This window comes from Lysinibacillus sphaericus (assembly GCF_002982115.1).
Lineage (GTDB): Bacteria > Bacillota > Bacilli > Bacillales_A > Planococcaceae > Lysinibacillus > Lysinibacillus sphaericus.
The window spans coordinates 594,424-616,016 of sequence record NZ_CP019980.1; the positions used below are offsets into that span (position 1 = coordinate 594,424).

Sequence of the window (21,593 nt, forward strand, 5' to 3'; positions counted from 1 at the left end):
ATGACATGATACGAATTGTAATCGCTGAAGATCAGGGGATGCTGTTAGGCGCACTTCGTTCCTTACTTAGTATGGAGGAAGATATGGAAGTTGTCGGTTTAGCCAAAAATGGTGAGGAAGCATTGGCGCTTGTAGCAGAGCACCAGCCGGATATTTGTATTATGGATATTGAAATGCCGGTGAAAACTGGGCTTGATGCGGCTGAAGATTTACATGGTTCTGATTGTAAAGTTATTATATTAACAACCTTTGCAAGACCTGGCTACTTTGAACGAGCAAGAAAAGCAGGTGTACGAGGTTACTTACTAAAGGACAGTCCTATCGAAGAATTGGTTAGTGCCATTCGAACAATTGTCGATGGCAAACGCATTTACGCACCCGAGCTGGTTGACTTTGTCTATGAGGATGATAGTGAGAATCCGTTAACTGAGCGCGAAAGTCAAGTGTTGACACTTGTGGCAGAAGGGAAAACGACGAAGGAAATTGCGGCTGAGTTATTTTTATCGGCAGGAACAGTACGTAACTATATTTCCACCATTTTAGAGAAGCTTCATGTGGGCAATCGGATTGAAGCGATTGCACGCTTTAAGGAAAAAGGATGGAATAAATAAGTCTTCTGAATGTACTTTTCAAGGATGAATAGGTATGCTAAACAACAGAGATTTTTCTATCACTACTTATAAGGGAGCAAGATATATGCAAACGATTACTGGTAAAACAGCTTTAATAACTGGTGCGGGTCGAGGTATTGGCCGTGCAACAGCCATCGCCTTTGCGAAAGAGGGCATTAATGTTGGGCTTGTGGGACGCACATTAGAAAATTTACAACAGGTTGCTGACTTATTAAAGGCGTATGATGTCAAGGTGGCATTAGCTACAGCGGATGTAGCTAATTTGCAATCAATCACAACAGCAGTAGAAAGTATTCGTGCTGAGTTAGGGCCAATCGATATTTTAGTAAATAATGCGGGTATTTCAAAATTCGGTAAGTTTTTAGAGCTTTCACCTGAAGATTGGACGAATATTGTAGATGTAAATGTCAAAGGTGTATATTACACAACACGTGCCGTCCTACCTGAAATGATTGAGCGTTCTTCCGGAGATATTATTAATATTTCATCTACCGCTGGTCAAAAGGGTGCTCCGATTACGAGTGCGTATAGTGCTTCGAAAGCGGCTGTTATTGGTATGAGTGAATCGCTGATGTTAGAAGTTCGCAAACATAACATTCGTGTTGTGACATTAACGCCAAGCACGGTTGCAACGGATATGGCAGTGGAATTACAATTAACTGATGGTAACCCAGAAAAGGTTATGCAAGCGGAAGATTTAGCAGACTTAATGGTCGCTCAATTAAAATTACATCCACGTGTTGTGTTAAAACATGCAGGTCTTTGGTCAACAAATCCTTAAAAAGTAGTTGCCCATCAAATGAAAAAAGAGTTACCAAAAATGGTGACAAGATTAAAGGCATCAAGATTTCACTCTTGATGCCTCTTGTTATTTTTATAGTTAGGAAATGTTATTTGATACTAAGTTAAATGCATTTATTAGTTGATTGGAGCGGAGGGCGGGCGACTCCTGCGGGACAGCACAGAACGTAAGACGCAACAACCTGCGCGTTAGCGAGGGTTGCGGCTTACGGTGTGCCCGCGGAAAGCGTTCGCCCGTAGCGGAAATCAACGGCAATAGTTAGCGCTATAAGTTTTTCTACAAGATTTTTTATTACTTTTTACGCTTTGTTAAACGTCCAAGTACGAATGCACCAGCTGCTACTGCAAGAACGGTATTCGTTTTTTTCGTAAATACTTGTTTCGTAACAAGGTTAAGGTTTTGCGGACGTTCCGCTAAACGACGCATAAAGTAACCGTACCAATCTTCGCCGAATGGTACATAGACACAGAAGTTATAGCCTTCTTTCGCAAGCTCTTTTTGCATATCTGTGCGGAAGCCGTACAGCATTTGGAATTCAAATTTTTCGAGTGGAATATTATTGTCTGCAACAAAGCGTTTAACATGTGCAATCACGTTATGGTCATGTGTTGCAATCGATGTAAATTTGCCATGTAATAAATGATATTCAATTAATTCGATAAAGTTTAAATCGATATCTAACTTATCTTGGAAGGCTACATCAGCAGGCTCTTTATATGCACCCTTTACGATACGTAAGCGGTAGTTTTTAAATTTTTCAATATCGTCTTTTGCACGATAAAAGTATGATTGGATAACCGTTCCAACATTGTTAAATGTTTTTGATAGCTCTTCCACCATATCAAATGATGTTTGTAGACGACCGTAATTTTCCATATCAAAGTTAACAAAAATATCATAAGCTGCTGCTTTTTCTACAATCTCATATAGATTGTCATAGCAAAAATCAACATCAATGTCTAAACCTAATTGAGATGGCTTTAACGAAATATGCGCATCCACACCATTTTCATGAATGGCTTCAATGACAGCGAGGATTTGTTCCTTAGCTTTTGTCGCTTCTTCTTCATTCGCAACAAATTCCCCTAGATTATCAACCGTGCAAGAGATATTATGTGCGTTTAAATCTTTGATGCTTGCAATTGTTTCTTCTATATTAGTACCAGCTACCACACTTTGGGCACCTAACTTTAAGCCGTATTTTTTAGCAGCACTATTTAATAGTTGGTTTTCAGATAATTGGATGAAAAAATCGCGTAATAACATGGGTCATTCTCCTCACTGCATTTTTCTTACTAGTATAACATATTTATAGTAATTGTCATGATATCACGAAAACAATTATTCAACTTCCAACAATTGTAACCTTTCGTTAAAAAGCGCAGGATAGCTTAAAAAACCTATCATTATGCTCGATAATGTTGCGGTTGTTAAAAGGGCAAAAATAATTAACAATTGAAATTGTACGGCTTGTATAGGGTCTGCACCGCCAATAATTTGACCACTCATCATACCTGGTAATTGAACAAGCCCAATCGTTTTTTGACTTTCGATGGTAGGGATCATGCTCGCTTTAATCGCATTGATTAGTTGGCGATGAATTGCTTGCTTTGGTGTACCTCCTAGCGATAAGATAAGTTCAATTTCATTTTCGTGACTTGTAATTTCCGCAGTAAAGCGATTTAAAAATAAAATAGATAGTACCATGGAGTTGCCAATTAGCATTCCGCTAATAGGAATTATATACTGTGCAGTTGTAGGAACAATGTTGAAGCCGAGTAAAACTCCTTGTGTGACAATTTCCACCATTACAAGCGTAAACACTATTTTCCACGTAATACCCTTAATACCTTTTCCCTTTTTTCGGGCATTTAAAGTGGCAGCCACAATCATCAATGCCACCATTAGAAAAATATATATAATACTCCCTTCATCAAAGACAAAATTTAAAATATAGCCGACTGCAAGCAATTGAATAATTGAGCGAATCGTTGCAATAATTGTGTCTTTTTCAAGCCCTAGCTTAAATGTCTTTGATAGTACTAGCGGGATTAAAACAAAAATCAATGTTAGCGAAAGTGAAGTATAAGTCATGCGTTTACCCCCTGTATAAATTCAGCGACTCTTGGGTTAGTAGGGGCTTTCAATAACGAGCTTTCACCTGTTTCAATAAGCTCTCCATCCATCATGACCCATGTGTAATGGCCGATCGTGAGCGCTTGCTGTAAATTGTGGGTAATCCAGATAATCGTAACATTATAGTTTTTATTTAATGATATGATAAGTGCTTCAATATCCTGTACAGATTGACGGTCCAATGCGGAAGTAATCTCATCTAACAATAATATAGAAGATTGATTAATGAGAGTACGTGCAATGGATACCTTTTGACGTTGTCCACCAGATAATTCATTAGTAGCGCGGTGTAAAAAGCTGGCATCGAGCCCGACATCTAGTAAATATTGAATGGCATCTTGTTGTGTGAGCTTTTTTCCTTGTAAAGCGAGTGGAAGAGCCAAATTGTCAAATACAGTTCCAGCAATCATAGGTGCTGCTTGAAGAGCAATTCCGACATGTTTTCTTAATGTAGTTGGTTCATAGGTAGTGATTGTTTGATTGTCAATGAATATAAGCCCGTCAGTTGGTGATAATAGTCCGTTACACATTTTTAATAAGGTCGTTTTACCAGCGCCAGATGGGCCAACGAGCGTTGTAATTTTGCCTTTAGGAAATGAACCGGTAATGGACTTTAAAATAGCCTTATCCTTTACTAAAAAGCTCACTTGTTGAAGATGGATAGCGGGCTCGTATATCGTAGTCATGTAGTTGAAACTCCTTTATGCTTATAGGTAAAATAACTGTAGCATGAAATATTTGTTAACTACAGTTATTTTACCTTTTTGCAGTATACTTCTAATCATCATGTGTAAGGGGAATTTTAATGACTATTTTATATGTAGATACACTAACATTCGCACAAGGCGAGATGTATATGATTGCGGCGAATGAAGGGCTTGTCTATCTTGGCACACCCAATACCGCATTTGATGAGGTGGAAAAGTGGGCTCAAAAGCACTTTAAAGGCTACAGTTTTGAAGAAAACAGTGAAAAGCTTAAGCCTTATGTTAAGCAATTCACAGCCTATTTTAATCGAGAGCTGACTGAATTTAATTTACCAATGCATGTGAAAGGAACAGTATTTCAACTAGCTGTCTGGGATGCACTCAAAGAACTTCCTTATGGAACAACCACAACATATGCTGCTATTGCAGAGCGAATAGGCAATCCAAAGGCTGTGAGGGCTGTTGGAAGTGCAATTGGTGCGAACCCGATATTAGCGATTATTCCGTGCCACCGTGTAATTGGGAAGAACGGTAAGCTAACAGGCTTTCGCAGTGGGTTAACGATGAAACAGTTCTTACTTGATTTAGAGAGAGAATAAATATAACAAAAAAGAAACTGCTAGAGATCCGCGCAAATTGATACGGATAGCTAACAGTTTCTAGTGCCTTTTAATGGATAACGTATCTAATTTTTAGACATGTTTTTCGGTCACGTTTGTTTGTGTTTTGCCGATGTGAGTTAAACGTTGAGCAAATGTTTCACCTTGTATAGCGGAGCTTTTAAAAATCTCTTGGTATTCATAAGCAGGTGTACCATGTTCGATCACATCTAGACCTGTAATCTCTTCTTCTGCTGATACACGTAAAGGGACAAATGCTTTAATGATGTATAAGCCTGCTGTGACAGTAACGCTAACCCAAGCAATTGTAGCAATCACACCTATAGCCTGAATACCTAGTAAGCTAATGCCACCACCGTAGAACAGACCTTGACCACCAACATCAAATAGCCCAACTGCAAGTGTACCCCAAATACCACAAATACCGTGGACAGCAATTGCACCAACAGGATCATCTACTTTTAACTTCCATTCAATAAAACGGACACCTTCTACTAATAATGGTGCTGCGATTAAACCAATAATAAGTGAACCAACAATGCTGACGTTTGCGGCACCAGCTGTAATGCCTACTAGACCTGCTAATGCACCGTTGAGAGTTAGTGAGCCATCAATATGACCGTAGCGGAATTTAGTATAGAATGCAGTGGCAACAACGCCAGCTGCTGCTGCGAAAAATGTATTAGCAATTACTTTTGGAACAAGTGCAGGGTCTGCTGCTAACGTAGAGGCACCATTAAAGCCGAACCAACCGAACCAAAGTAAGAACACACCTAATGCGCCGATAGGAATACTATGACCAGTAATAACGTTAACACGTCCGTTTTCGTATTTACCTAGACGTGGACCAACCATTATGGCTGCTATAAACGCAGCTACTGCACCAGTTAAATGGACAACAGTAGAACCAGCAAAATCGATAAAGCCGAGGTCAGTTAACCAACCTTGACCGCTCCACACCCAATGACCTACTACAGGATAAACAAGTATTGTCATTAGTATGATAACACCGATATAAGCAAAAATATTTGTACGTTCTGCTACTGCACCCGATAAGATAGTCGCACCTGTGGCAGCAAACATTGTTTGGAAAATAAAGAAGGAGAGGTCATCTACACCGTTTAAAGCGAACCCACTTGTTCCGAAGAAGCCTCCTGCTGTGTCGCCGAACATAATGGCATATCCACATAGGAAATAAACAATCCCACCAAGCGAAATGGTTAAGAAATTTTTCATAATAATGTTAACTGCATTTTTAGAACGAGTAAAACCTGCCTCGACCATTGCAAAACCTGCGTGCATAAAGAATACTAAAATTGTCCCAAGCATAATCCAAACTAAATTTACAGATAATAGTACGTCATCCATAACTATCTCCCCCTTATTCTACAGCAATTGATCCGACTTCTTTAGTACGGATACGAATTGCCTGTTCTACTGGATAAATGAAAATTTTTCCGTCGCCAACTTTACCAGTTGCAGCATCGCGTAATAAAACTTCTACAATAGCATCAACTTTTTCATCATCGATGATCATTTCTAATTTCAATTTTGGTAAAAACTCAATTTCATAGGCATTGCCTCGAAACAAACCTGTATGACCTAATTGACGACCGCAGCCAGCGATTTCAGAAATACTTAAACCTGCAATGCCTACTTTTGCAAGTCCGTCTCGTACAGCCCCAAAAACTTCCGGACGAATAATGGCCTCTATTTTTTTCACTCACAACAGCTCCTTGCGTAAATTTAATTTACATATTATAGCGAGTAGATAAATGACGCAATGTTTTTTTTGATTAGCATGTTAGGTTATATTACATGTTATATTTCGTCTTTCGTAGTAGTTTACTAAAAAGCTATTTATAAAAGGAATGTAAGCGGTACTAAAATTTGTGTCAGAAATGTGAACAGTTCAAAATTTTCTGACTATATATGTTAGGAAACATAACATGGGAACAGAAAAGTGTAAAACGCAAGATTTTGGGTATATAGTGTATACTAGGACTAATTATGAAAGTGGAAGAAGGGATTCCTATGAGATCGAACTATGCTGACGATAGCTTAGCGCTACACACGGACTTGTATCAAATTAATATGGCAGAGTCTTATTGGGCTGATGGCATACATAATAGAAAAGCGATTTTTGAATTATATTTTAGAAAATTACCATTTGGAAATGGCTTTGCCGTATTTGCTGGACTGGAACGCATGCTTGAGTATTTGCGAGATTTTCGCTTTAGTGAGTCAGATATCGCGTATTTACGTGAAGAGGTTGGATATAAAGAAGACTTCATTGACTATTTAAAAAATATTCGCTTTACAGGCGATATGTATTCAATGGTGGAAGGGGAGCTCGTTTTTGCCAATGAGCCAATTGTACGTATTGAGGCACCTTTAGTTGAAGCACAACTAATCGAGACGGCGCTATTGAATATTGTCAATTATCAAACACTAATTGCCACTAAAGCAAGTCGTATTAAGCAAATCGTTAAAGATGAAATGGCAATGGAGTTTGGTACACGTCGAGCGCAAGAAATGGATGCGGCTATCTGGGGAACTCGTGCAGCCTTTATAGGAGGATTTGCTTCAACTAGTAATGTGCGTGCAGGAAAACTATTTAACATTCCGGTAGCTGGTACTCATGCTCATGCACTTGTACAGGCTTATAAAAATGATTATGATGCATTCCACGCCTATGCGAAACGTCATCGCAACTGCGTATTTTTAGTGGACACCTATAACACGCTGAAATCTGGAGTGCCGAATGCGATAAAAGTGGCAAAAGAACTTGGCGATAAAATTAATTTCATTGGTATTCGTTTAGATAGTGGGGATATTGCTTTCTTGTCAAAAGAAGCACGTCGTATGTTAGATGAAGCAGGCTTCCATGATGCCAAAATTGTTGTCTCCAATGATTTAGATGAATATACAATTTTAAACTTGAAAGCTCAAGGTGCCCGCGTAGATATGTGGGGAATTGGTACAAAATTAATTACAGCTTACGATCAGCCAGCATTAGGGGCTGTCTATAAAATGGTCGCTATAGAAAATGATGAAGGTCAGCTAGAGGATACGATTAAAATTTCTGCTAATGCTGAAAAAGTTTCAACTCCTGGCTTAAAAAGTGTTTATCGTATTATTGACCGTAAAAACGGTAAAGCAGAGGGTGATTACATTACGATGTATGACGAAGACCCTCAATCCGAAGAGCGAATAAAGATGTTCCACCCTGTGCATACATTCGTATCAAAATTTGTCACGAATTTTGAGGCGAAAAACTTGCATCAGCATGTGATTAATAAAGGGGACGTAATTTATGACAATCCAACGTTAGAAGAGATGCGTAATTATGCAGCTGACAATTTAGAACTGCTGTGGGATGAATATAAACGTGCCATGAATCCAGAGGAATATCCAGTCGATTTAAGCCAAAAATGCTGGGATAATAAAATGCGAAATATTGAAGAAGTACGAGAAATGGTCGATCGAATTGTAAAAGACTAAGGAGTGGAAGATGTTATGGCATTACAACAGCAAATTATTACCGAATTAAAAGTTTTGCCAACAATTGATGCACAGGAAGAAATTCGTAAATCCATTGATTTTTTGAAGGCATATGCACAAAAATATAGCTTTGTAAAAGGGTTTGTACTTGGTATATCAGGTGGTCAAGACTCTACTTTAACCGGTAAATTAGCTCAACTAGCAGTTAATGAGTTAAATGAGGAAGCAGGCGAGCAGAAGTATTCATTTTGGGCAGTGCGTTTACCATATGGTATTCAAAAGGATGAACAAGACTGTCAGGACGCTATTGATTTTATTAAGCCTACGACTACCTACACGGTCAATATTAAGGAAGCGGTTGATGCAAGTGTTCGTGCTCTAGCTGATGCTGGAGTTGTGCTTAGTGATTTTGTAAAAGGGAATGAAAAAGCACGGGAGCGCATGAAAGTACAATTTTCTATCGCTGCTATGAATAGTGCTGTTGTGTTAGGAACAGACCACGCTGCGGAGGCAATTACAGGTTTCTTTACAAAATATGGTGACGGCGGAGCCGATTTAATGCCTATTTTTCGTCTGAATAAGCGTCAGGGGAAACAATTATTAGCGGCACTTGATTGTCCAGCGCATCTGTATTTAAAAGTTCCGACTGCTGACTTAGAAGAACATCGTCCATCATTGCCTGATGAAGTGGCACTTGGAGTAACTTATGAGCAAATTGATGATTATTTAGAAGGGAAGCAAATTCCTGACGATGCTCGTGAACGATTAGAGCAACATTATTTACGCTCTCAACATAAACGCCATATGCCAATTACAATTTTTGATGATTTTTGGAAGTAATGCTTATGAGAATAGAGTTGTTCAAAAGTGATAGATACTTTTTGAATAATTCTATTCTTTTTTTATATATTTGGTTCTGTTTGCTTAATTTTTTGCATATAATGTCGATATAAATACCTATAAAGTAAGTAAAATGAAAAGGAGGGTAACTAATTATGAGGACTTCTAGAGTAAATGCGACGACAGGTAGCACTTTTCGTAATGAACAACAGTATTTACATGCTGGTGATATTAGTCATAACTTTAGCCACCATACACAGCAACAATTTAAAAAAAGTTTGCAAAAAAATAAAGAGAAAAAGCAATCAAGTAATAAGAGGCCGATGCAGCAACAACGCCATAATCAACTAGAATCTATTTTTGCAGAAAGCGGAGGCTCTGTTCAAATTCACAATGAACTAAATGAAACAGCTGGAAAATTGAGCCGTCTAAGTAAGCTAAAGAAGCGCCACAATAGTTACCGTACCTCTATATAGCAAAATCAAGTTCGAGAATATAGTTGTTGATTGTGGCGACTCTACTAAAGAACGCACAACCAATCGCTAGTAAAAGTCAGAGAATCAAAGACCCGCCCGTGGTGGACAACAACGGCAAGTGTTAGATTGATTGCAGTCAATCTAACACTTTTTCTCTTTTGTCCTCGCTTTTTTAATCGTTTTAGTTTGTACGAGAATACTTTGACTTCAAGACGTTCGCAAAGTAGTCATATAGATTTTTCCGAATCTTCACAGAGGTTTTCATCTTATTTCACATCTTATCTGTAAAATACTAGGTAGTAACAGAAAAGAATTGGGGGAGCAATAGTGAAAAAATTATGGTTACCAGTACTAGCTACGTTACTAATATTGACAGCGTGTGGTACTGAAAAGGCAGAAGTGAAGGAAGAAAAAGCGAATTCAGAAGTTGCATCGAAAGAGTCTGAAGTGAAAGATGAATCAGTGCAAGTTGCTTCTTTAGTAGATTCACGATTACAAGAACCACAAGAAGATACAGTTTGCGAAATGTGTAATATGAAGGTTTATATGAAAGACCATGAAATGGGTGTATTTTCTGCTCAAGCGATTAAAGCAGATGGTACAATTGCGTTTTATGATGACATTGGTTGTTTAGTCAATGCAGAGGTAGCGAATAACGAGAAAAATGATAAGTTTGTACGTGATTATAATACAAAAGATTGGGCGAAGGTCGAAGATGTCACAATCGTTAAAACAGATTTAAAATCACCAATGAACTGGGGATATATCTATTTCATTAACAAAGCTGATGCAGATAAGTATTTAGCTGAAAATCCAAAAGCGCATGTAGAAGAATTACAAAAAATTAAAGACGATGCATTAGAGCGCCGTAAAAAGAAAATGCAAGAAAACGCTGAAAAGGAAGCTAATGGAGAATCAGATAAAATGAATATGGAAGAGATGAATCATGAAAGTGATGACCATAATCATTAATACAGAAGGGCTAGGGGAATTTCCTCTAGTCTTTTCTTACTGAACTTGGAGGTACTAAAGGTGAAAAAAATAGGATGTGTCTTATTGTTTTTGCTATGTATAAGTTCGACTGCCTATGCAAAATTTGATATACAGGAGGCAATCGACAGAGCGGAACCTGGTGCCGTCATCAACATTCCAGCAGGTTATTATAAAGGGAATTTGATCGTGACAAAAAACATTACATTGCGTGGAGAAAAAGGCACAGAGATTGCAGCCGTTGGGGAAAAACCAGCAATTCGTATTGAAGGTGCAGACGCAGTAATGATAGACAATATGACGCTATCGGGAAAGAAGGGAATTGTTGCTAGTGAGGTGGAAGGTCTTGCGCTACGACAATTGAAAATTAACGACATGCATAGTGCTGTGCATATTCAACACGGCGAAAATGTACACATCCAACATGTTGAAATAGTTGGCACACAGGCGCATTATTCAAAAAAAGGTAATGGTATTGCTATTTATCAAAGCGAGAAGATAGTGGTTGAAGATAGTAATATTAAACATGTGCAAGATGGTATTTACGTAGAAGAGGTTGACGGCATTGTTGTGCAACGCAATACGGTAGAGAATAGCCGTTATGGTACGCATTTTATGTATACTGAAAATGCCAAGGCTCTAAACAATACGTATGCGAGCAATGTAACAGGATTGATGGTGATGATGACTAGCGGTATTACGATTAAGGACAATGTAGTCATCAATCATAACGATATGAATGGCAGTGGAGCATTGCTATATGATGTGCAGCGTGCAGACCTTGCTTTTAATACGATGAAGAACAATCGAACGGCCATTGCATTACAAAAAAGTGCAGAGGTTCAAATTATGCATAATAATTTTCAAATGAATCAAACGGCCATTGAAGGGACAAAGGTAGATGACCAAACAGTTGTGTACAATAATCAGTTTACTGGCAATATATTAACAGCTCGCTCCGATCAACAAGGCATTCAATTATCGAGTAATTATTATGATGATTATGTTGGAACGGATTTAAAAAATGACGGTACTGGCGATGTTCCATATGTCGCTGTATCTAGCTTTGGACAATGGATGGTCCGACAGCCAGTGTATCAATATTTTGTAGAGTCACCAAGCGTTGTTTTACTAACTTCCCTCGATCAGCAAATCAATAAAAGCGCGAGGACGGTGCTTGTTGATGAAACGCCGAAACTGATGAAAGACCAAAGTGTAAAAAAAGTAGATATGGATATAGCGCAGTTTTTGCTAGGTCTATTTTTTATTTTAAGTAGTGTATGGCTATGGAAAAGAGGTTTGATGGAATGAAAAAGTGGATACTAATAATTTGCGTTAGTTGTTTACTGGCTGTAGGGTGTAGTGAAAAAACGTTTAAACCACGTGACATTGTCAATGAAACCGATGTTTGTAAAGTTTGTAACATGTCAATTGTGCATAACGAGTATGCCGGACAAATTGCCTTGAAAAATGGTGACTATGAAATGTTTGATGATATTGGGTGTTTAATTGAGTATATTGCGGCAAATGGAGACGAAGAGGTTGGAGCTGCATTCATTAAGGATGCAAAAGAGAATAAATGGATTGATGTTTCGAAGGCGACGTTTGTCTACAACAAAGATTATTGGACGCCGATGAATTATGGTGTACTTGCTTTCGAAACACAAGAAGCTGCGCAATCTTGGATGGCTACTGAAGGTAAGGGACAAGTGCTTACTTATGAGGATTTAAGCGATTTTAATTGGGGTATTCATCAGTGATGTACAGCATGCTCATCAAACTTGAATTGAAACAAATGTTGCGCAGTCGGTGGATGCAATTAGTTGGCTTACTCTTCACTTTTGTTTTTACATCGATTATTGTTATCCAGCAAATGGCACTGCCTGATGTAGAAGGTTTTACTCGTCAAACAGCTTCTTTTTTAAATGTCCTTTTGTTTTTATTGCCTCTATTTATTTTGACAATTGGCAGTATGAGCATTGCTGGTGATATAGAAACAGGGTGGTTTTCTTTATTAAAAACCTATCCGATGACGCGTAAACAATATATTTTTGGAAAGTATTTAGCTACTGTTATTGCCTTTTTATTAATCGTGATGGTAGCGTTTGGTGTTGTTTTAGCACTTGGCGGATTACTTGGTGGCGTACGTTTGCCGTTTATTTTTATAAGTCTGACATTATTATGCATTGCTATTTTTACTTCCTTAGCGTTAGCTATTGGGGCGGTAGCGAAAACGAGATTATTTGCGCTATCACTGTCGTTAGTTTTATGGTCATTTTTCTTATTGCTTCTGTCGTATGCCTTAATGGCAATTGGCACAGTAGTTGCAGGGCATATTTTACAAAAGCTAACGATTATTGTTATGCATATTAATCCTGTAGAATGGTTGCGCTTTGGTTACTTTATATTTACAAAACAGGCCAGCGTACTTGGTCCATCTTTTTATAATGTGACAGCATTTTATGCATCACCATTGGGCTATGTGGTATATGGATTGGTAACATGTTTGTGGGTAGCTTTACCGCTTGCCTTTACTGCAAGGAGACTAAAGAAGGGGGAGAAGCGGTAGTGTTACTAGAGGCGAATCATCTATCAAATGTCTATAAAAATAATAGGGGACTTAAAGATGTATCCTTTACTGTGCAGAAAGGGCGTATTTTAGCGTTAGCAGGTGGCAATGGAGCGGGGAAAAGTACGCTTATTCGCCTGTTAACTGGACAGGAGAAACCGATGTCAGGGGAGCTAAAATGGCAGGAGAGTCAAGCGATTCGTTATATGCCAGATGATGTAGATTTTCCCTCAATGTTAACGGCAGCAGAAGTATTGCAATTACTGTCCTCTTTGAAAAGAATAGCTAAAAAAGAGCAAGAGCAAGTATTGAAACGCGTTGGCTTGTGGGACGTTAGAAAGCAAAGGGTTCAACAGTTTTCGAAGGGAATGCGGCAACGGTTAAATCTTGCACAAAGTTTACTAGGTGCGGGGTCGCTCCTTATTTTAGATGAACCAACGAATGGACTTGACCCATTTTGGATTGCAGAGTTGAAAAAAATGATGCTTGAACAAAAGGATATGGGCAATACAGTGATATTTTCTACACATTTACTAGGATTTGTAGAGGAAGTAGCAGACGATGTGTTAGTGTTACATGAAGGAAATATATTACTTTCAGGAGACTTAAATGCAATATTGAGGAATGAAAATGTTTCAACATTAGAGAGTTTATGGTTAAAAAAATTAAATCTGTAACATTTATGTAAATGAAACGTTATACTATTAGGTAGGTTTGTTTGATAAGAAACATCAAACAAACCTCTTTTTATAGAGGCAATAACATGTTTGTTAATTTATCATTTTAACTGGATAATGGCACATTAATTGTGTTACGAAACAGTTTTCGATATGCTTGAACTAAATTATCGTGCAATTCAAATAATTGGTTAGCGAAAATGGGAGGTTTTTTGTTTTATGAATTTACAAATCCAAATGGTATTAGAAAATATAGAGAAAGTAATGATAGGAAAGAGAGAGGTAGCGGAACTTAGCATTGTAGCCTTACTTGCAAGGGGGCACGTATTACTTGAGGATGTGCCAGGAGTTGGTAAGACTATGATGGTACGTGCGCTTGCTAAATCTTTCGATGCCCAATTCAAACGAATTCAATTTACTCCCGATTTACTGCCCTCCGACGTTGTAGGCGTTTCTATCTATAACCCAAAAACAATGGAATTTGAATTTCGTGCAGGACCGATTATGGGCGATGTAGTTTTGGCTGATGAAATTAATAGAACGTCACCGAAAACACAATCGGCCTTACTTGAAGCGATGGAGGAAGCATCTGTTACAATTGATGGTAATACACTTATGATTAATCAGCCATTTTTCGTTATGGCGACGCAAAATCCTATCGAACACGAGGGTACCTATCCATTACCAGAGGCACAGCTTGATCGCTTTTTACTAAAAATAAAAATGGGTTATCCAACGAGAGGGCAAGAAGTAGAAATACTGCGTCGTGCTGAAAATGGCAAGTCTATTGAAAAAATTGAAGCTGTGCTTTCGGTGGCACAATTAATTGAATTACAGCAACTTGTGCAAGGCGTTTATGTGGAAGACTCCGTTAAAAACTATATGGTTGAACTGGCTTCTCAAACAAGAGAGAATAACTACGTTTATTTAGGGGTTAGTCCTCGTGCGACAATTGCTTTGATGAAGGCGTCTCAGGCATATGCATTTATGAAAGGGCGAAGCTATGTAATACCGGACGATGTCCAATATTTAGCGCCCTATGTCTTTAGCCACAGATTAGTGCTCAAGCCAGATGCGCGTTATGATGATGTAACAGCAGAAGAAATTATTGAACGTATTATTGCGAAAACGCCTGTGCCGACGAAGAGGTTAGCAGAGCAATGAAGAAATGGCGAGCCCTTTTTGAAAAAAGTAAACATTTTCTATTAGTGAGCTTTCTGATACTTATTACGTTTTGTTATGCTATGTTTCAAGGTGGATTTGTCAGCTGGTTTGTCTTTTTTACGGTAAGTCCATTTTTGTTGTACGCTTTTATCTTCCAACTTGTGAGGGAGGAGATATACAGTGTAGAGCGTAAAATTGACCCTTCTCATGTAGAAAGCGGACAATCAGTTCAAGTGACAATAAGTGTAGAAAGAAAAACGCGTTTTCCATTTGCGTATATGCTGATGGAAGAACTTGTTGGTAGCGAGATGCTAGTGCAGTCAAAGGTGCAAGAGAAAGACGCCATAAAATTTGTAGGTTTTAAAAAAACGTTTACTTGGCGTTACACACTTGAAAGCTTGTCACGTGGTGAGCATCGTTATTTAGGTGCGCAAATCATCTTCCATGATTTTTTCGGATGGGCAAAGAAGCGCATTTTGGTAGAAAAAGAACAAATCGTTCTAGTTTATCCGAGAGTGCATGATATGAAATATGCTACGTTACAAACAAAATTAGATGTTGGGTCCATGATGACCCCTTATTCAATTGTGAAGGACACATCAATGGCTATAGGTTTACGCGAATACGTACCAGGTGACCGCTTTTCGTGGATTCACTGGAAGTCATTTGCAAAAACGCAAACACTTCAGTCAAAGGAATTTGAAGATCGTCAATCACAGGAATTGATGTTAATGCTCGATGTAGGTTCTTCTCCGTTATTTGAAGAGAAGGTGGAGTTGGTCGCTTCAATGCTTAGTGCGATTGTACGAGGGCGTGGGGATATTTCCTTTGTTTCAACAGGTGTAAAAACAAAAGTGTTTTCTTCTATCCAAGGTGAAAAGCAATTAGATCGGGTGATGCATCATTTAGCTTGTGTCAAACCTGTTGAAAATGCAAAATATCAATTGCGTGATAACCAAGTCCTTCAGCGTGTGGCAACGCTTCTATATGTTACGAGCGATATATCAGATGAATTACTACATACCTTAGGTAATACGGTGAAAAGTTGTATTTGTTTTGTAGTATCTCAAGAGACACAGGCACGTTCTGATGTAACAAAGCGTTATAAACATATTCAAGTCGTACATGTAAACCCAACAGATTATTACCACTTGTTCACGGAGGTGATGAAGCCGTGAAAAAATCACTAGAAAATTTTATTGAGCTAGCTTTCGCGTACGTCATTATTTTCTTTATATTACGTGAGTGGCTAACACCAGTTATGCAATTAACAAATACAGGTTTAAGTCAGTTGTTTCTAGTTTTTATCGGCTTAGCACTAGTGCTTTCTTTATTTAAAGTTCGACCGTTATTGTCCGGACTTATAAAGTTAGGTTATATTACATGGTTTGTTATATTTGTTTATAGCGAGAATCCGTTTTTTTCAGGACACACCATTCCGTTTTTAGTGAATGAAGTGACGTGGAACATGGTGAACATTTTTTCAGGGAATTTTGGACAAGTATCAGATGCATTTAGAACAGTATTGTTTTTAGCGTTGATTTGGATGTTAATTTATTTAATTCACCATTGGATTACAGTGCATCATAATATTTTCTACTTCTTCGTATTAACCGTATTTTTCATCGCGACACTTGATACGTTTAGCGAATATAATGGAAAGCTCGCTATTATTAAAGTAATTGTGCTTGGTCTAATTATGACGGGTGTACTTTTTATTAAACGTTTAAGACTTCAGCTCGATGCACCGAGTGATATGCTTAGAAAGTGGAAAATTGTTTTACCAATGCTTATTTCGGTGGCACTTGTCAGTATGGTGGCATTCTATTTACCAAAAGCAGGACCGACATGGGCTGATCCAGTACCGTTTATCAAAAGCGTTACAGGGCAAGATGGTGTAGGAGATGGACAAAGAACAGTTGGCTATAGTGATGATGACAGTAAGTTAGGTGGGCCGTATAAAGGAGATAATACATTAATTTTTACGGCAACCTCACGTGATCGCCATTATTGGCGTATCGATACTAAAGATACGTATACATCGAAAGGCTGGGTGTTATCAGGTGAATATATGGGGGAAGCTGTTTTTGAAAACGATACCCCAATTTATACATCCTTGCAGGTTGGGCCACGAGAAAATGAACGGCAAATTCAAATGGATATGGCTGTCCCTATGCCATTTTTAATTCAAACATATGGCATGTTATCCGTTTCGGCAGAGGACCCTACCTTGTATATCCAAGATGGACAAACTGAAAAAATAGTAACAAAACAACCGAGTGGTGAATTGGTGACGACGGATAATGGTAGTAATAAATTACTGTCAAATTATACGATCACTTATAGTGAGCCAAACTATAGTTTGCAACAGCTTCAAATGTCTGAACCAGCTATGTTAGAAACATTAGATCCTTCTTATAATCGTTTTTTACAATTACCTGACACACTTCCGCAGCGTGTACAAGATTTAACGCTCGATATAACGCGTGATAAAGCCTCTGTATACGAAAAAATAAAGGCAGTGGAAGGCTATTTTTCAAAGGGAAACTATAGATACGATAAAAAAGCAGCAGCTATTCCTGCTGAAAAACAAGATTATGTAGATCAATTTTTATTCGATACAAAAGTAGGTTACTGTGATAACTTTTCTACATCCATGGTTGTTATGCTTCGTTCTATCGGCATTCCCGCTCGCTGGGTGAAAGGTTTTGCACCAGGTGATGCAGGGGCGTTATCAAATGGTCTGCGTGAATATAAAGTGACGAATGACAATGCCCACTCTTGGGTAGAGGCATATGTTCCAGGTACAGGGTGGATAGAGTTTGAACCGACAATTGGCTTTTCTGGTACAGTGAATATTGATTATGATTTACAGCAAAATCAACCTCAGCAAGAAGAAGTACTACAACCAGAAGAAAAACCAGCGCAACAGCAAAAGAAAGAGCAACCAACAGAGCAAACAGCTAACAATTCAGCTTTTAGCTTAGACCGTGTATGGGCTTGGGTGAAATCGTTAAAATATGTTTGGTTCACGCTAATGGCTTTACTCATTATTATTGGTGTGGCTTTATTTGTACAACGAAAAACATGGATTCCTAAAATGCAGGTGCGTGTCTATCGCAAAAAAGAAGCGGATTGGTCAAGTTTTGATGCTTCCTATCAAGCATTAACGAAACAGTTAGGGCGCATTGGTTTAAAACGAAAACATGACGAAACATTGCGAGCGTTTGCTGAGCGGGTAGATGCATCGTTAGAGACAGAAGAGATGCAAAAGTTAACGGCCGTATACGAGCAACATATTTATGGCAAGAATGCACAAGATGTTGACTTCGTTAAACTGCGGGAAAGTTGGGAATATTTAATCAATCGCACAATCGGTTGATTTTAATGGGTACAAAGAGTAAAATGAAAAAAATTATATATGATTAGGATGGCTTTCATATAAGTTCGAAAATAGGGTTCGGATGTTTCTACGAAATCACCGTAAATGATTTCTCTATGAAGGTGAATGTTTTGGCTAGGTGAGAAGTTTTATACATCACTTTTCTTTGTTACGCATTCCCCTTTATATATCAAGAGCTTATGGACGCGTAGGAAGTTTTTTTTACTTTCATACGCGTTTTTCTTTGAACATATGAAAACGTCCTTTAAAAATAGAAGAAGAGGTGGAAATATTGTCAGCAAGCCCTTTATTAAAAGAGCAAGAAAAAATCGTCGTTCTAGACTTCGGTAGCCAATTTAACCAATTAATTACGCGTCGTATCCGTGAATTTGGTGTTTTCAGTGAATTACACCCACATACGATTACAGCAGATGAAATTAAAGACATGAATGCAGCAGGTATTATCTTTTCAGGTGGTCCTAACTCTGTTTATGATGACAATGCATTCCATGTAGATCCAGCTATTTTCGAATTAGGTTTACCAATCCTAGGTATTTGCTATGGTATGCAATTAATGGCGCATACGCAAGGCGGTAAAGTAGAAGGCGCTGAAACACGTGAATACGGTAAAGCGGAAGTTCAAGTAACGGCTGCTAATAAATTATTCGGTGATTTACCAACAGAACAAATCGTCTGGATGAGTCATGGCGACCACGTAACAGAAGTTCCTGCTGGCTTTGAAATCATTGCAACAAGTGCATCTTGTCCAATCGCTGCTATGGCAAACGCAGAACGTAAACTATATGCAGTACAATTCCACCCAGAAGTTCGTCACTCTGTATATGGTAATGATTTACTACGTCAATTCGTATTCGATATTTGTGGCGCTAAAGGCGATTGGTCAATGGCAAACTTTATCGAAATCGAAATTGCTAAAATTCGTGAAATCGTTGGCGATAAAAAAGTATTATGTGCACTTTCAGGTGGGGTAGACTCTTCTGTTGTTGCAGTACTTATTCATAAAGCAATCGGTGACCAATTGACTTGTATGTTCGTAGACCACAACCTAAACCGTAAAGGTGAAGTTGAACAGGTGATGAAAACTTTCACAGAAGATTTCGATATGAACCTAATTAAAATCGATGCACGTCAACGCTTCATGGACAAACTTGCGGGTGTATCTGATCCAGAGAAAAAACGTAAAATTATCGGTAACGAATTTATTTACGTATTCGATGAAGAAGCTTCAAAATTAGAAGGTATGGATTTCCTTGCACAAGGAACGTTATACACAGACATTATTGAATCTGGTACGTCGACTGCGCAAACAATCAAATCTCACCATAATGTAGGCGGTCTTCCAGAAGACATGCAGTTCAAATTAATTGAACCATTAAAAACATTATTCAAAGACGAAGTTCGTGCACTTGGCTTAGAACTTGGTCTAGATGAAAAAATTGTTTGGCGTCAACCATTCCCAGGTCCTGGTTTAGGTATTCGTGTACTTGGTGAAGTAACAGAAGAAAAACTTGAAATTGTTCGTGAATCTGATTTCATCTTACGTGAAGAAATCGCAAAAGCTGGTCTTGATCGTGACATTTGGCAATACTTCACGGTATTACCTGATATTCGTTCAGTAGGTGTAATGGGCGATGCTCGTACGTATGACTACGCAATCGGTATCCGTGCTGTAACGTCTATCGACGGTATGACTTCTGACTGGGCACGTATCCCTTGGGACGTACTAGAGAAAATCTCTGTACGTTTAGTAAACGAAGTAAAACACGTTAACCGCGTGCTGTATGATATTACATCGAAGCCACCAGCAACGATTGAGTGGGAATAGTATTATTACACAACTTATATTGTAAATGCCTATTTATCACTGTTTAAACAGATAAATAAGCATGGGAAAGATTAGGATAATGAATAGTTCCCCTCCAAAAACCCCCCAAGTTTTTCTTGGGAGGGTTTTTATTTTGAAAAAGTAAATTCTTCTTTTAATGGTTCGAAATAAGCACGAATTTATATTCCTTTTTCTTCTTTTTGTAAGTAGAGGTGTGTTAAAATATTCTAGTATTTACAATTATAATCAAGTGGAGGATTTAAGTATGAACTTTTTAACATCTGCTATATTATCTGGAGTTGCTTGGGATATTATTAAGAGTTGGGGGTATATAAAAAGTGAGCATTTAAAGCATAAGTTACAGGATTGGATCATTGATGAAAAATATTATGAAACTATTGCTGAAATAATAAATGAATTCCCAGATGAGTATAAGAAAAGTGTGAAATTTCTTGAAGCCGCAATCGATGAAGATTCAGATTTACAGAATATACTTAAGCTAGCTAAAGTAAGTACCGTTTCAATACAAAATAATAGTGGAAGTGAATTTAATAATAGTACTATTGTAAATAATAATTCAGGTGTTATTAATAACAATTTCACTCAAAAAAAAAAGCTGAAATAAAGATAATTGATATTGAAATAAATGAAGACGATGAATACCCAATATTAGATATTAAAGTTAGAAATATTGGTGACGAAGTTGCTTTTTTGAAAAAAATTAATTTTAATATACATGATTATTATGAAATGGTTAATCCCATAGAAATAAACTATCAAAGAATAGAATCTTCCTATACTTACGATGTTCTATTATCGGGAGTAGAAAATAAAAAATATTCAATATCGCAAAGTATAGAACCTAATGGCGTTGATAGATTTAAGATCAAGATTGCGAGTGAATTGGGTGAAGATCCCTTAATGCCTGTAATTTACAAATTTAATTTTTCAATATTTTATAATGAAGATGACTCACGTATAGAATCTTCTTCATTGATTTTACCTGTACCAATTACATTTGAAGTTTTGGGCAGTTTTTCTCATGGTTTTGTAAAGGAAAATGCCATAAAAAATTATGAAAAAATAAAAAGATTTGTTCAAGATGATTCTTTGAAAAGTAATAGTTTAATTGAAATTTATGAAAGCTATGAAGAAAATAAAGAAGCTTTTTTAGTTTAATCTTAATTAAGTACAAGTTTTAAAGAATGTGATGGTTAATGAAAGACCAATTTGAATCTTGATTTAAGT

General features: G+C 37.7%; 22 protein-coding genes and 1 riboswitch. Of the genes, 17 read left to right on the forward strand and 5 right to left on the reverse strand.

Features of this window, described 5'->3' with window-relative positions:
* Positions 1-5: 5 nt before the first annotated feature.
* Together LS41612_RS02950 and LS41612_RS02955 are read left to right on the forward strand one after the other, a co-directional pair.
* Entirely contained in the window at positions 6-611 is a 606-nt protein-coding gene (locus LS41612_RS02950) for a response regulator transcription factor (RefSeq protein ID WP_024363971.1), read from the forward strand.
* 85 nt (positions 612-696) lie between these two features.
* The gene (locus LS41612_RS02955; protein ID WP_024363972.1) at positions 697-1,413 is read left to right on the forward strand and encodes a 3-ketoacyl-ACP reductase; all 717 of its coding nucleotides are present in this window, start codon (positions 697-699) and stop codon (positions 1,411-1,413) included.
* 312 nt (positions 1,414-1,725) lie between these two features.
* Here LS41612_RS02955 and LS41612_RS02960 read toward each other — a convergent pair whose 3' ends face one another.
* The 3 genes from LS41612_RS02960 to LS41612_RS02970 all read right to left on the reverse strand — a co-directional run bounded on the left by LS41612_RS02960 (position 1,726) and on the right by LS41612_RS02970 (position 4,256).
* The gene (locus tag LS41612_RS02960; protein ID WP_024363973.1) at positions 1,726-2,700 is read right to left on the reverse strand and encodes a proline dehydrogenase family protein; all 975 of its coding nucleotides are present in this window, start codon (positions 2,698-2,700) and stop codon (positions 1,726-1,728) included.
* A 75-nt stretch (positions 2,701-2,775) separates the two neighbouring features.
* On the reverse strand, positions 2,776-3,528 hold the full coding sequence (locus LS41612_RS02965) for an ABC transporter permease (RefSeq protein ID WP_024363974.1): 753 nt from the start codon (positions 3,526-3,528) through the stop codon (positions 2,776-2,778).
* Entirely contained in the window at positions 3,525-4,256 is a 732-nt protein-coding gene (locus LS41612_RS02970) for an ABC transporter ATP-binding protein (protein ID WP_024363975.1), read from the reverse strand. Before LS41612_RS02970 ends, LS41612_RS02965 begins: the two co-directional genes overlap by 4 nt.
* Before the next feature lie 119 nt (positions 4,257-4,375).
* Between LS41612_RS02970 and LS41612_RS02975 the strand changes: the two genes are divergently transcribed.
* Complete coding sequence (locus LS41612_RS02975) at positions 4,376-4,876, forward strand: methylated-DNA--[protein]-cysteine S-methyltransferase (protein WP_024363976.1); 501 nt, start codon at positions 4,376-4,378, stop codon at positions 4,874-4,876.
* Positions 4,877-4,969: 93 nt separating this feature from the next.
* On the opposite strand, the gene LS41612_RS02980 is transcribed toward LS41612_RS02975, so the two are convergent.
* Complete coding sequence (locus LS41612_RS02980) at positions 4,970-6,265, reverse strand: ammonium transporter (RefSeq protein ID WP_024363977.1); 1,296 nt, start codon at positions 6,263-6,265, stop codon at positions 4,970-4,972.
* A gap of 13 nt (positions 6,266-6,278) precedes the next feature.
* Entirely contained in the window at positions 6,279-6,620 is a 342-nt protein-coding gene (locus LS41612_RS02985) for a P-II family nitrogen regulator (protein WP_024363978.1), read from the reverse strand.
* 311 nt (positions 6,621-6,931) lie between these two features.
* Here LS41612_RS02985 and LS41612_RS02990 point away from each other — a divergent pair, with 311 nt between their 5' ends.
* From LS41612_RS02990 to LS41612_RS03055, 14 genes are all read left to right on the forward strand, one after another.
* Positions 6,932-8,401, forward strand: a complete 1,470-nt coding sequence (locus LS41612_RS02990) for a nicotinate phosphoribosyltransferase (protein ID WP_024363979.1) — start codon at positions 6,932-6,934, stop codon at positions 8,399-8,401.
* 15 nt (positions 8,402-8,416) lie between these two features.
* On the forward strand, positions 8,417-9,241 hold the full coding sequence (gene nadE, locus LS41612_RS02995) for an NAD(+) synthase (RefSeq protein ID WP_024363980.1): 825 nt from the start codon (positions 8,417-8,419) through the stop codon (positions 9,239-9,241).
* 155 nt (positions 9,242-9,396) lie between these two features.
* Positions 9,397-9,717 carry a hypothetical protein gene (locus tag LS41612_RS03000; protein ID WP_024363981.1) on the forward strand — a complete coding sequence of 107 codons (321 nt, stop codon included), beginning with the start codon at positions 9,397-9,399 and terminating at the stop codon, positions 9,715-9,717.
* Positions 9,718-10,044: 327 nt separating this feature from the next.
* The gene (locus LS41612_RS03005) at positions 10,045-10,689 is read left to right on the forward strand and encodes a nitrous oxide reductase accessory protein NosL (RefSeq protein ID WP_024363982.1); all 645 of its coding nucleotides are present in this window, start codon (positions 10,045-10,047) and stop codon (positions 10,687-10,689) included.
* 60 nt (positions 10,690-10,749) lie between these two features.
* Complete coding sequence (locus LS41612_RS03010; RefSeq protein WP_024363983.1) at positions 10,750-12,018, forward strand: right-handed parallel beta-helix repeat-containing protein; 1,269 nt, start codon at positions 10,750-10,752, stop codon at positions 12,016-12,018.
* Positions 12,015-12,467 carry a nitrous oxide reductase accessory protein NosL gene (locus LS41612_RS03015; RefSeq protein WP_024363984.1) on the forward strand — a complete coding sequence of 151 codons (453 nt, stop codon included), beginning with the start codon at positions 12,015-12,017 and terminating at the stop codon, positions 12,465-12,467. The genes LS41612_RS03010 and LS41612_RS03015 overlap by 4 nt, the downstream gene beginning before the upstream one ends.
* On the forward strand, positions 12,467-13,276 hold the full coding sequence (locus LS41612_RS03020) for an ABC transporter permease (RefSeq protein ID WP_227665474.1): 810 nt from the start codon (positions 12,467-12,469) through the stop codon (positions 13,274-13,276). Before LS41612_RS03015 ends, LS41612_RS03020 begins: the two co-directional genes overlap by 1 nt.
* Complete coding sequence (locus LS41612_RS03025; RefSeq protein ID WP_024363986.1) at positions 13,276-13,953, forward strand: ABC transporter ATP-binding protein; 678 nt, start codon at positions 13,276-13,278, stop codon at positions 13,951-13,953. The genes LS41612_RS03020 and LS41612_RS03025 overlap by 1 nt, the downstream gene beginning before the upstream one ends.
* A gap of 219 nt (positions 13,954-14,172) precedes the next feature.
* The gene (locus tag LS41612_RS03030; protein WP_024363987.1) at positions 14,173-15,117 is read left to right on the forward strand and encodes an AAA family ATPase; all 945 of its coding nucleotides are present in this window, start codon (positions 14,173-14,175) and stop codon (positions 15,115-15,117) included.
* Complete coding sequence (locus LS41612_RS03035; protein WP_024363988.1) at positions 15,114-16,295, forward strand: DUF58 domain-containing protein; 1,182 nt, start codon at positions 15,114-15,116, stop codon at positions 16,293-16,295. Before LS41612_RS03030 ends, LS41612_RS03035 begins: the two co-directional genes overlap by 4 nt.
* Positions 16,292-18,499: a transglutaminase TgpA family protein gene (locus LS41612_RS03040; protein WP_024363989.1), complete on the forward strand. Its 2,208-nt coding sequence runs from the start codon at positions 16,292-16,294 to the stop codon at positions 18,497-18,499. The genes LS41612_RS03035 and LS41612_RS03040 overlap by 4 nt, the downstream gene beginning before the upstream one ends.
* A 35-nt stretch (positions 18,500-18,534) precedes the next feature.
* A riboswitch (purine riboswitch) is annotated at positions 18,535-18,636 on the forward strand.
* 155 nt (positions 18,637-18,791) lie between these two features.
* Positions 18,792-20,345, forward strand: coding sequence for a glutamine-hydrolyzing GMP synthase (gene guaA / locus LS41612_RS03045; protein ID WP_024363990.1), 1,554 nt, complete (start codon positions 18,792-18,794; stop codon positions 20,343-20,345).
* A 265-nt stretch (positions 20,346-20,610) separates the two neighbouring features.
* Complete coding sequence (gene gapS6a, locus LS41612_RS03050; RefSeq protein ID WP_024363991.1) at positions 20,611-20,970, forward strand: GapS6a family protein; 360 nt, start codon at positions 20,611-20,613, stop codon at positions 20,968-20,970.
* 86 nt (positions 20,971-21,056) lie between these two features.
* The gene (locus LS41612_RS03055; RefSeq protein ID WP_024363992.1) at positions 21,057-21,524 is read left to right on the forward strand and encodes a hypothetical protein; all 468 of its coding nucleotides are present in this window, start codon (positions 21,057-21,059) and stop codon (positions 21,522-21,524) included.
* The last annotated feature ends 69 nt before the right edge of the window (positions 21,525-21,593 follow it).

Excerpts from the sequence above, each read along its gene's own strand:
- LS41612_RS02950 (WP_024363971.1), top strand. The coding sequence starts at position 6 with ATGATACGAATTGTAATCGCTGAAGATCAGGGGATGCTGTTAGGCGCA.
- LS41612_RS03030 (WP_024363987.1), top strand. The coding sequence starts at position 14,173 with ATGAATTTACAAATCCAAATGGTATTAGAAAATATAGAGAAAGTAATG.
- LS41612_RS02955 (WP_024363972.1), top strand. The coding sequence starts at position 697 with ATGCAAACGATTACTGGTAAAACAGCTTTAATAACTGGTGCGGGTCGA.
- LS41612_RS02990 (WP_024363979.1), top strand. The coding sequence starts at position 6,932 with ATGAGATCGAACTATGCTGACGATAGCTTAGCGCTACACACGGACTTG.
- gapS6a (WP_024363991.1), top strand. The coding sequence starts at position 20,611 with ATGAACTTTTTAACATCTGCTATATTATCTGGAGTTGCTTGGGATATT.
- LS41612_RS02965 (WP_024363974.1), bottom strand. The coding sequence starts at position 3,528 with ATGACTTATACTTCACTTTCGCTAACATTGATTTTTGTTTTAATCCCG.
- LS41612_RS02980 (WP_024363977.1), bottom strand. The coding sequence starts at position 6,265 with ATGGATGACGTACTATTATCTGTAAATTTAGTTTGGATTATGCTTGGG.
- LS41612_RS02975 (WP_024363976.1), top strand. The coding sequence starts at position 4,376 with ATGACTATTTTATATGTAGATACACTAACATTCGCACAAGGCGAGATG.
- LS41612_RS03035 (WP_024363988.1), top strand. The coding sequence starts at position 15,114 with ATGAAGAAATGGCGAGCCCTTTTTGAAAAAAGTAAACATTTTCTATTA.
- LS41612_RS03020 (WP_227665474.1), top strand. The coding sequence starts at position 12,467 with ATGTACAGCATGCTCATCAAACTTGAATTGAAACAAATGTTGCGCAGT.
- LS41612_RS03015 (WP_024363984.1), top strand. The coding sequence starts at position 12,015 with ATGAAAAAGTGGATACTAATAATTTGCGTTAGTTGTTTACTGGCTGTA.
- nadE (WP_024363980.1), top strand. The coding sequence starts at position 8,417 with ATGGCATTACAACAGCAAATTATTACCGAATTAAAAGTTTTGCCAACA.
- LS41612_RS02960 (WP_024363973.1), bottom strand. The coding sequence starts at position 2,700 with ATGTTATTACGCGATTTTTTCATCCAATTATCTGAAAACCAACTATTA.
- LS41612_RS02970 (WP_024363975.1), bottom strand. The coding sequence starts at position 4,256 with ATGACTACGATATACGAGCCCGCTATCCATCTTCAACAAGTGAGCTTT.
- LS41612_RS03000 (WP_024363981.1), top strand. The coding sequence starts at position 9,397 with ATGAGGACTTCTAGAGTAAATGCGACGACAGGTAGCACTTTTCGTAAT.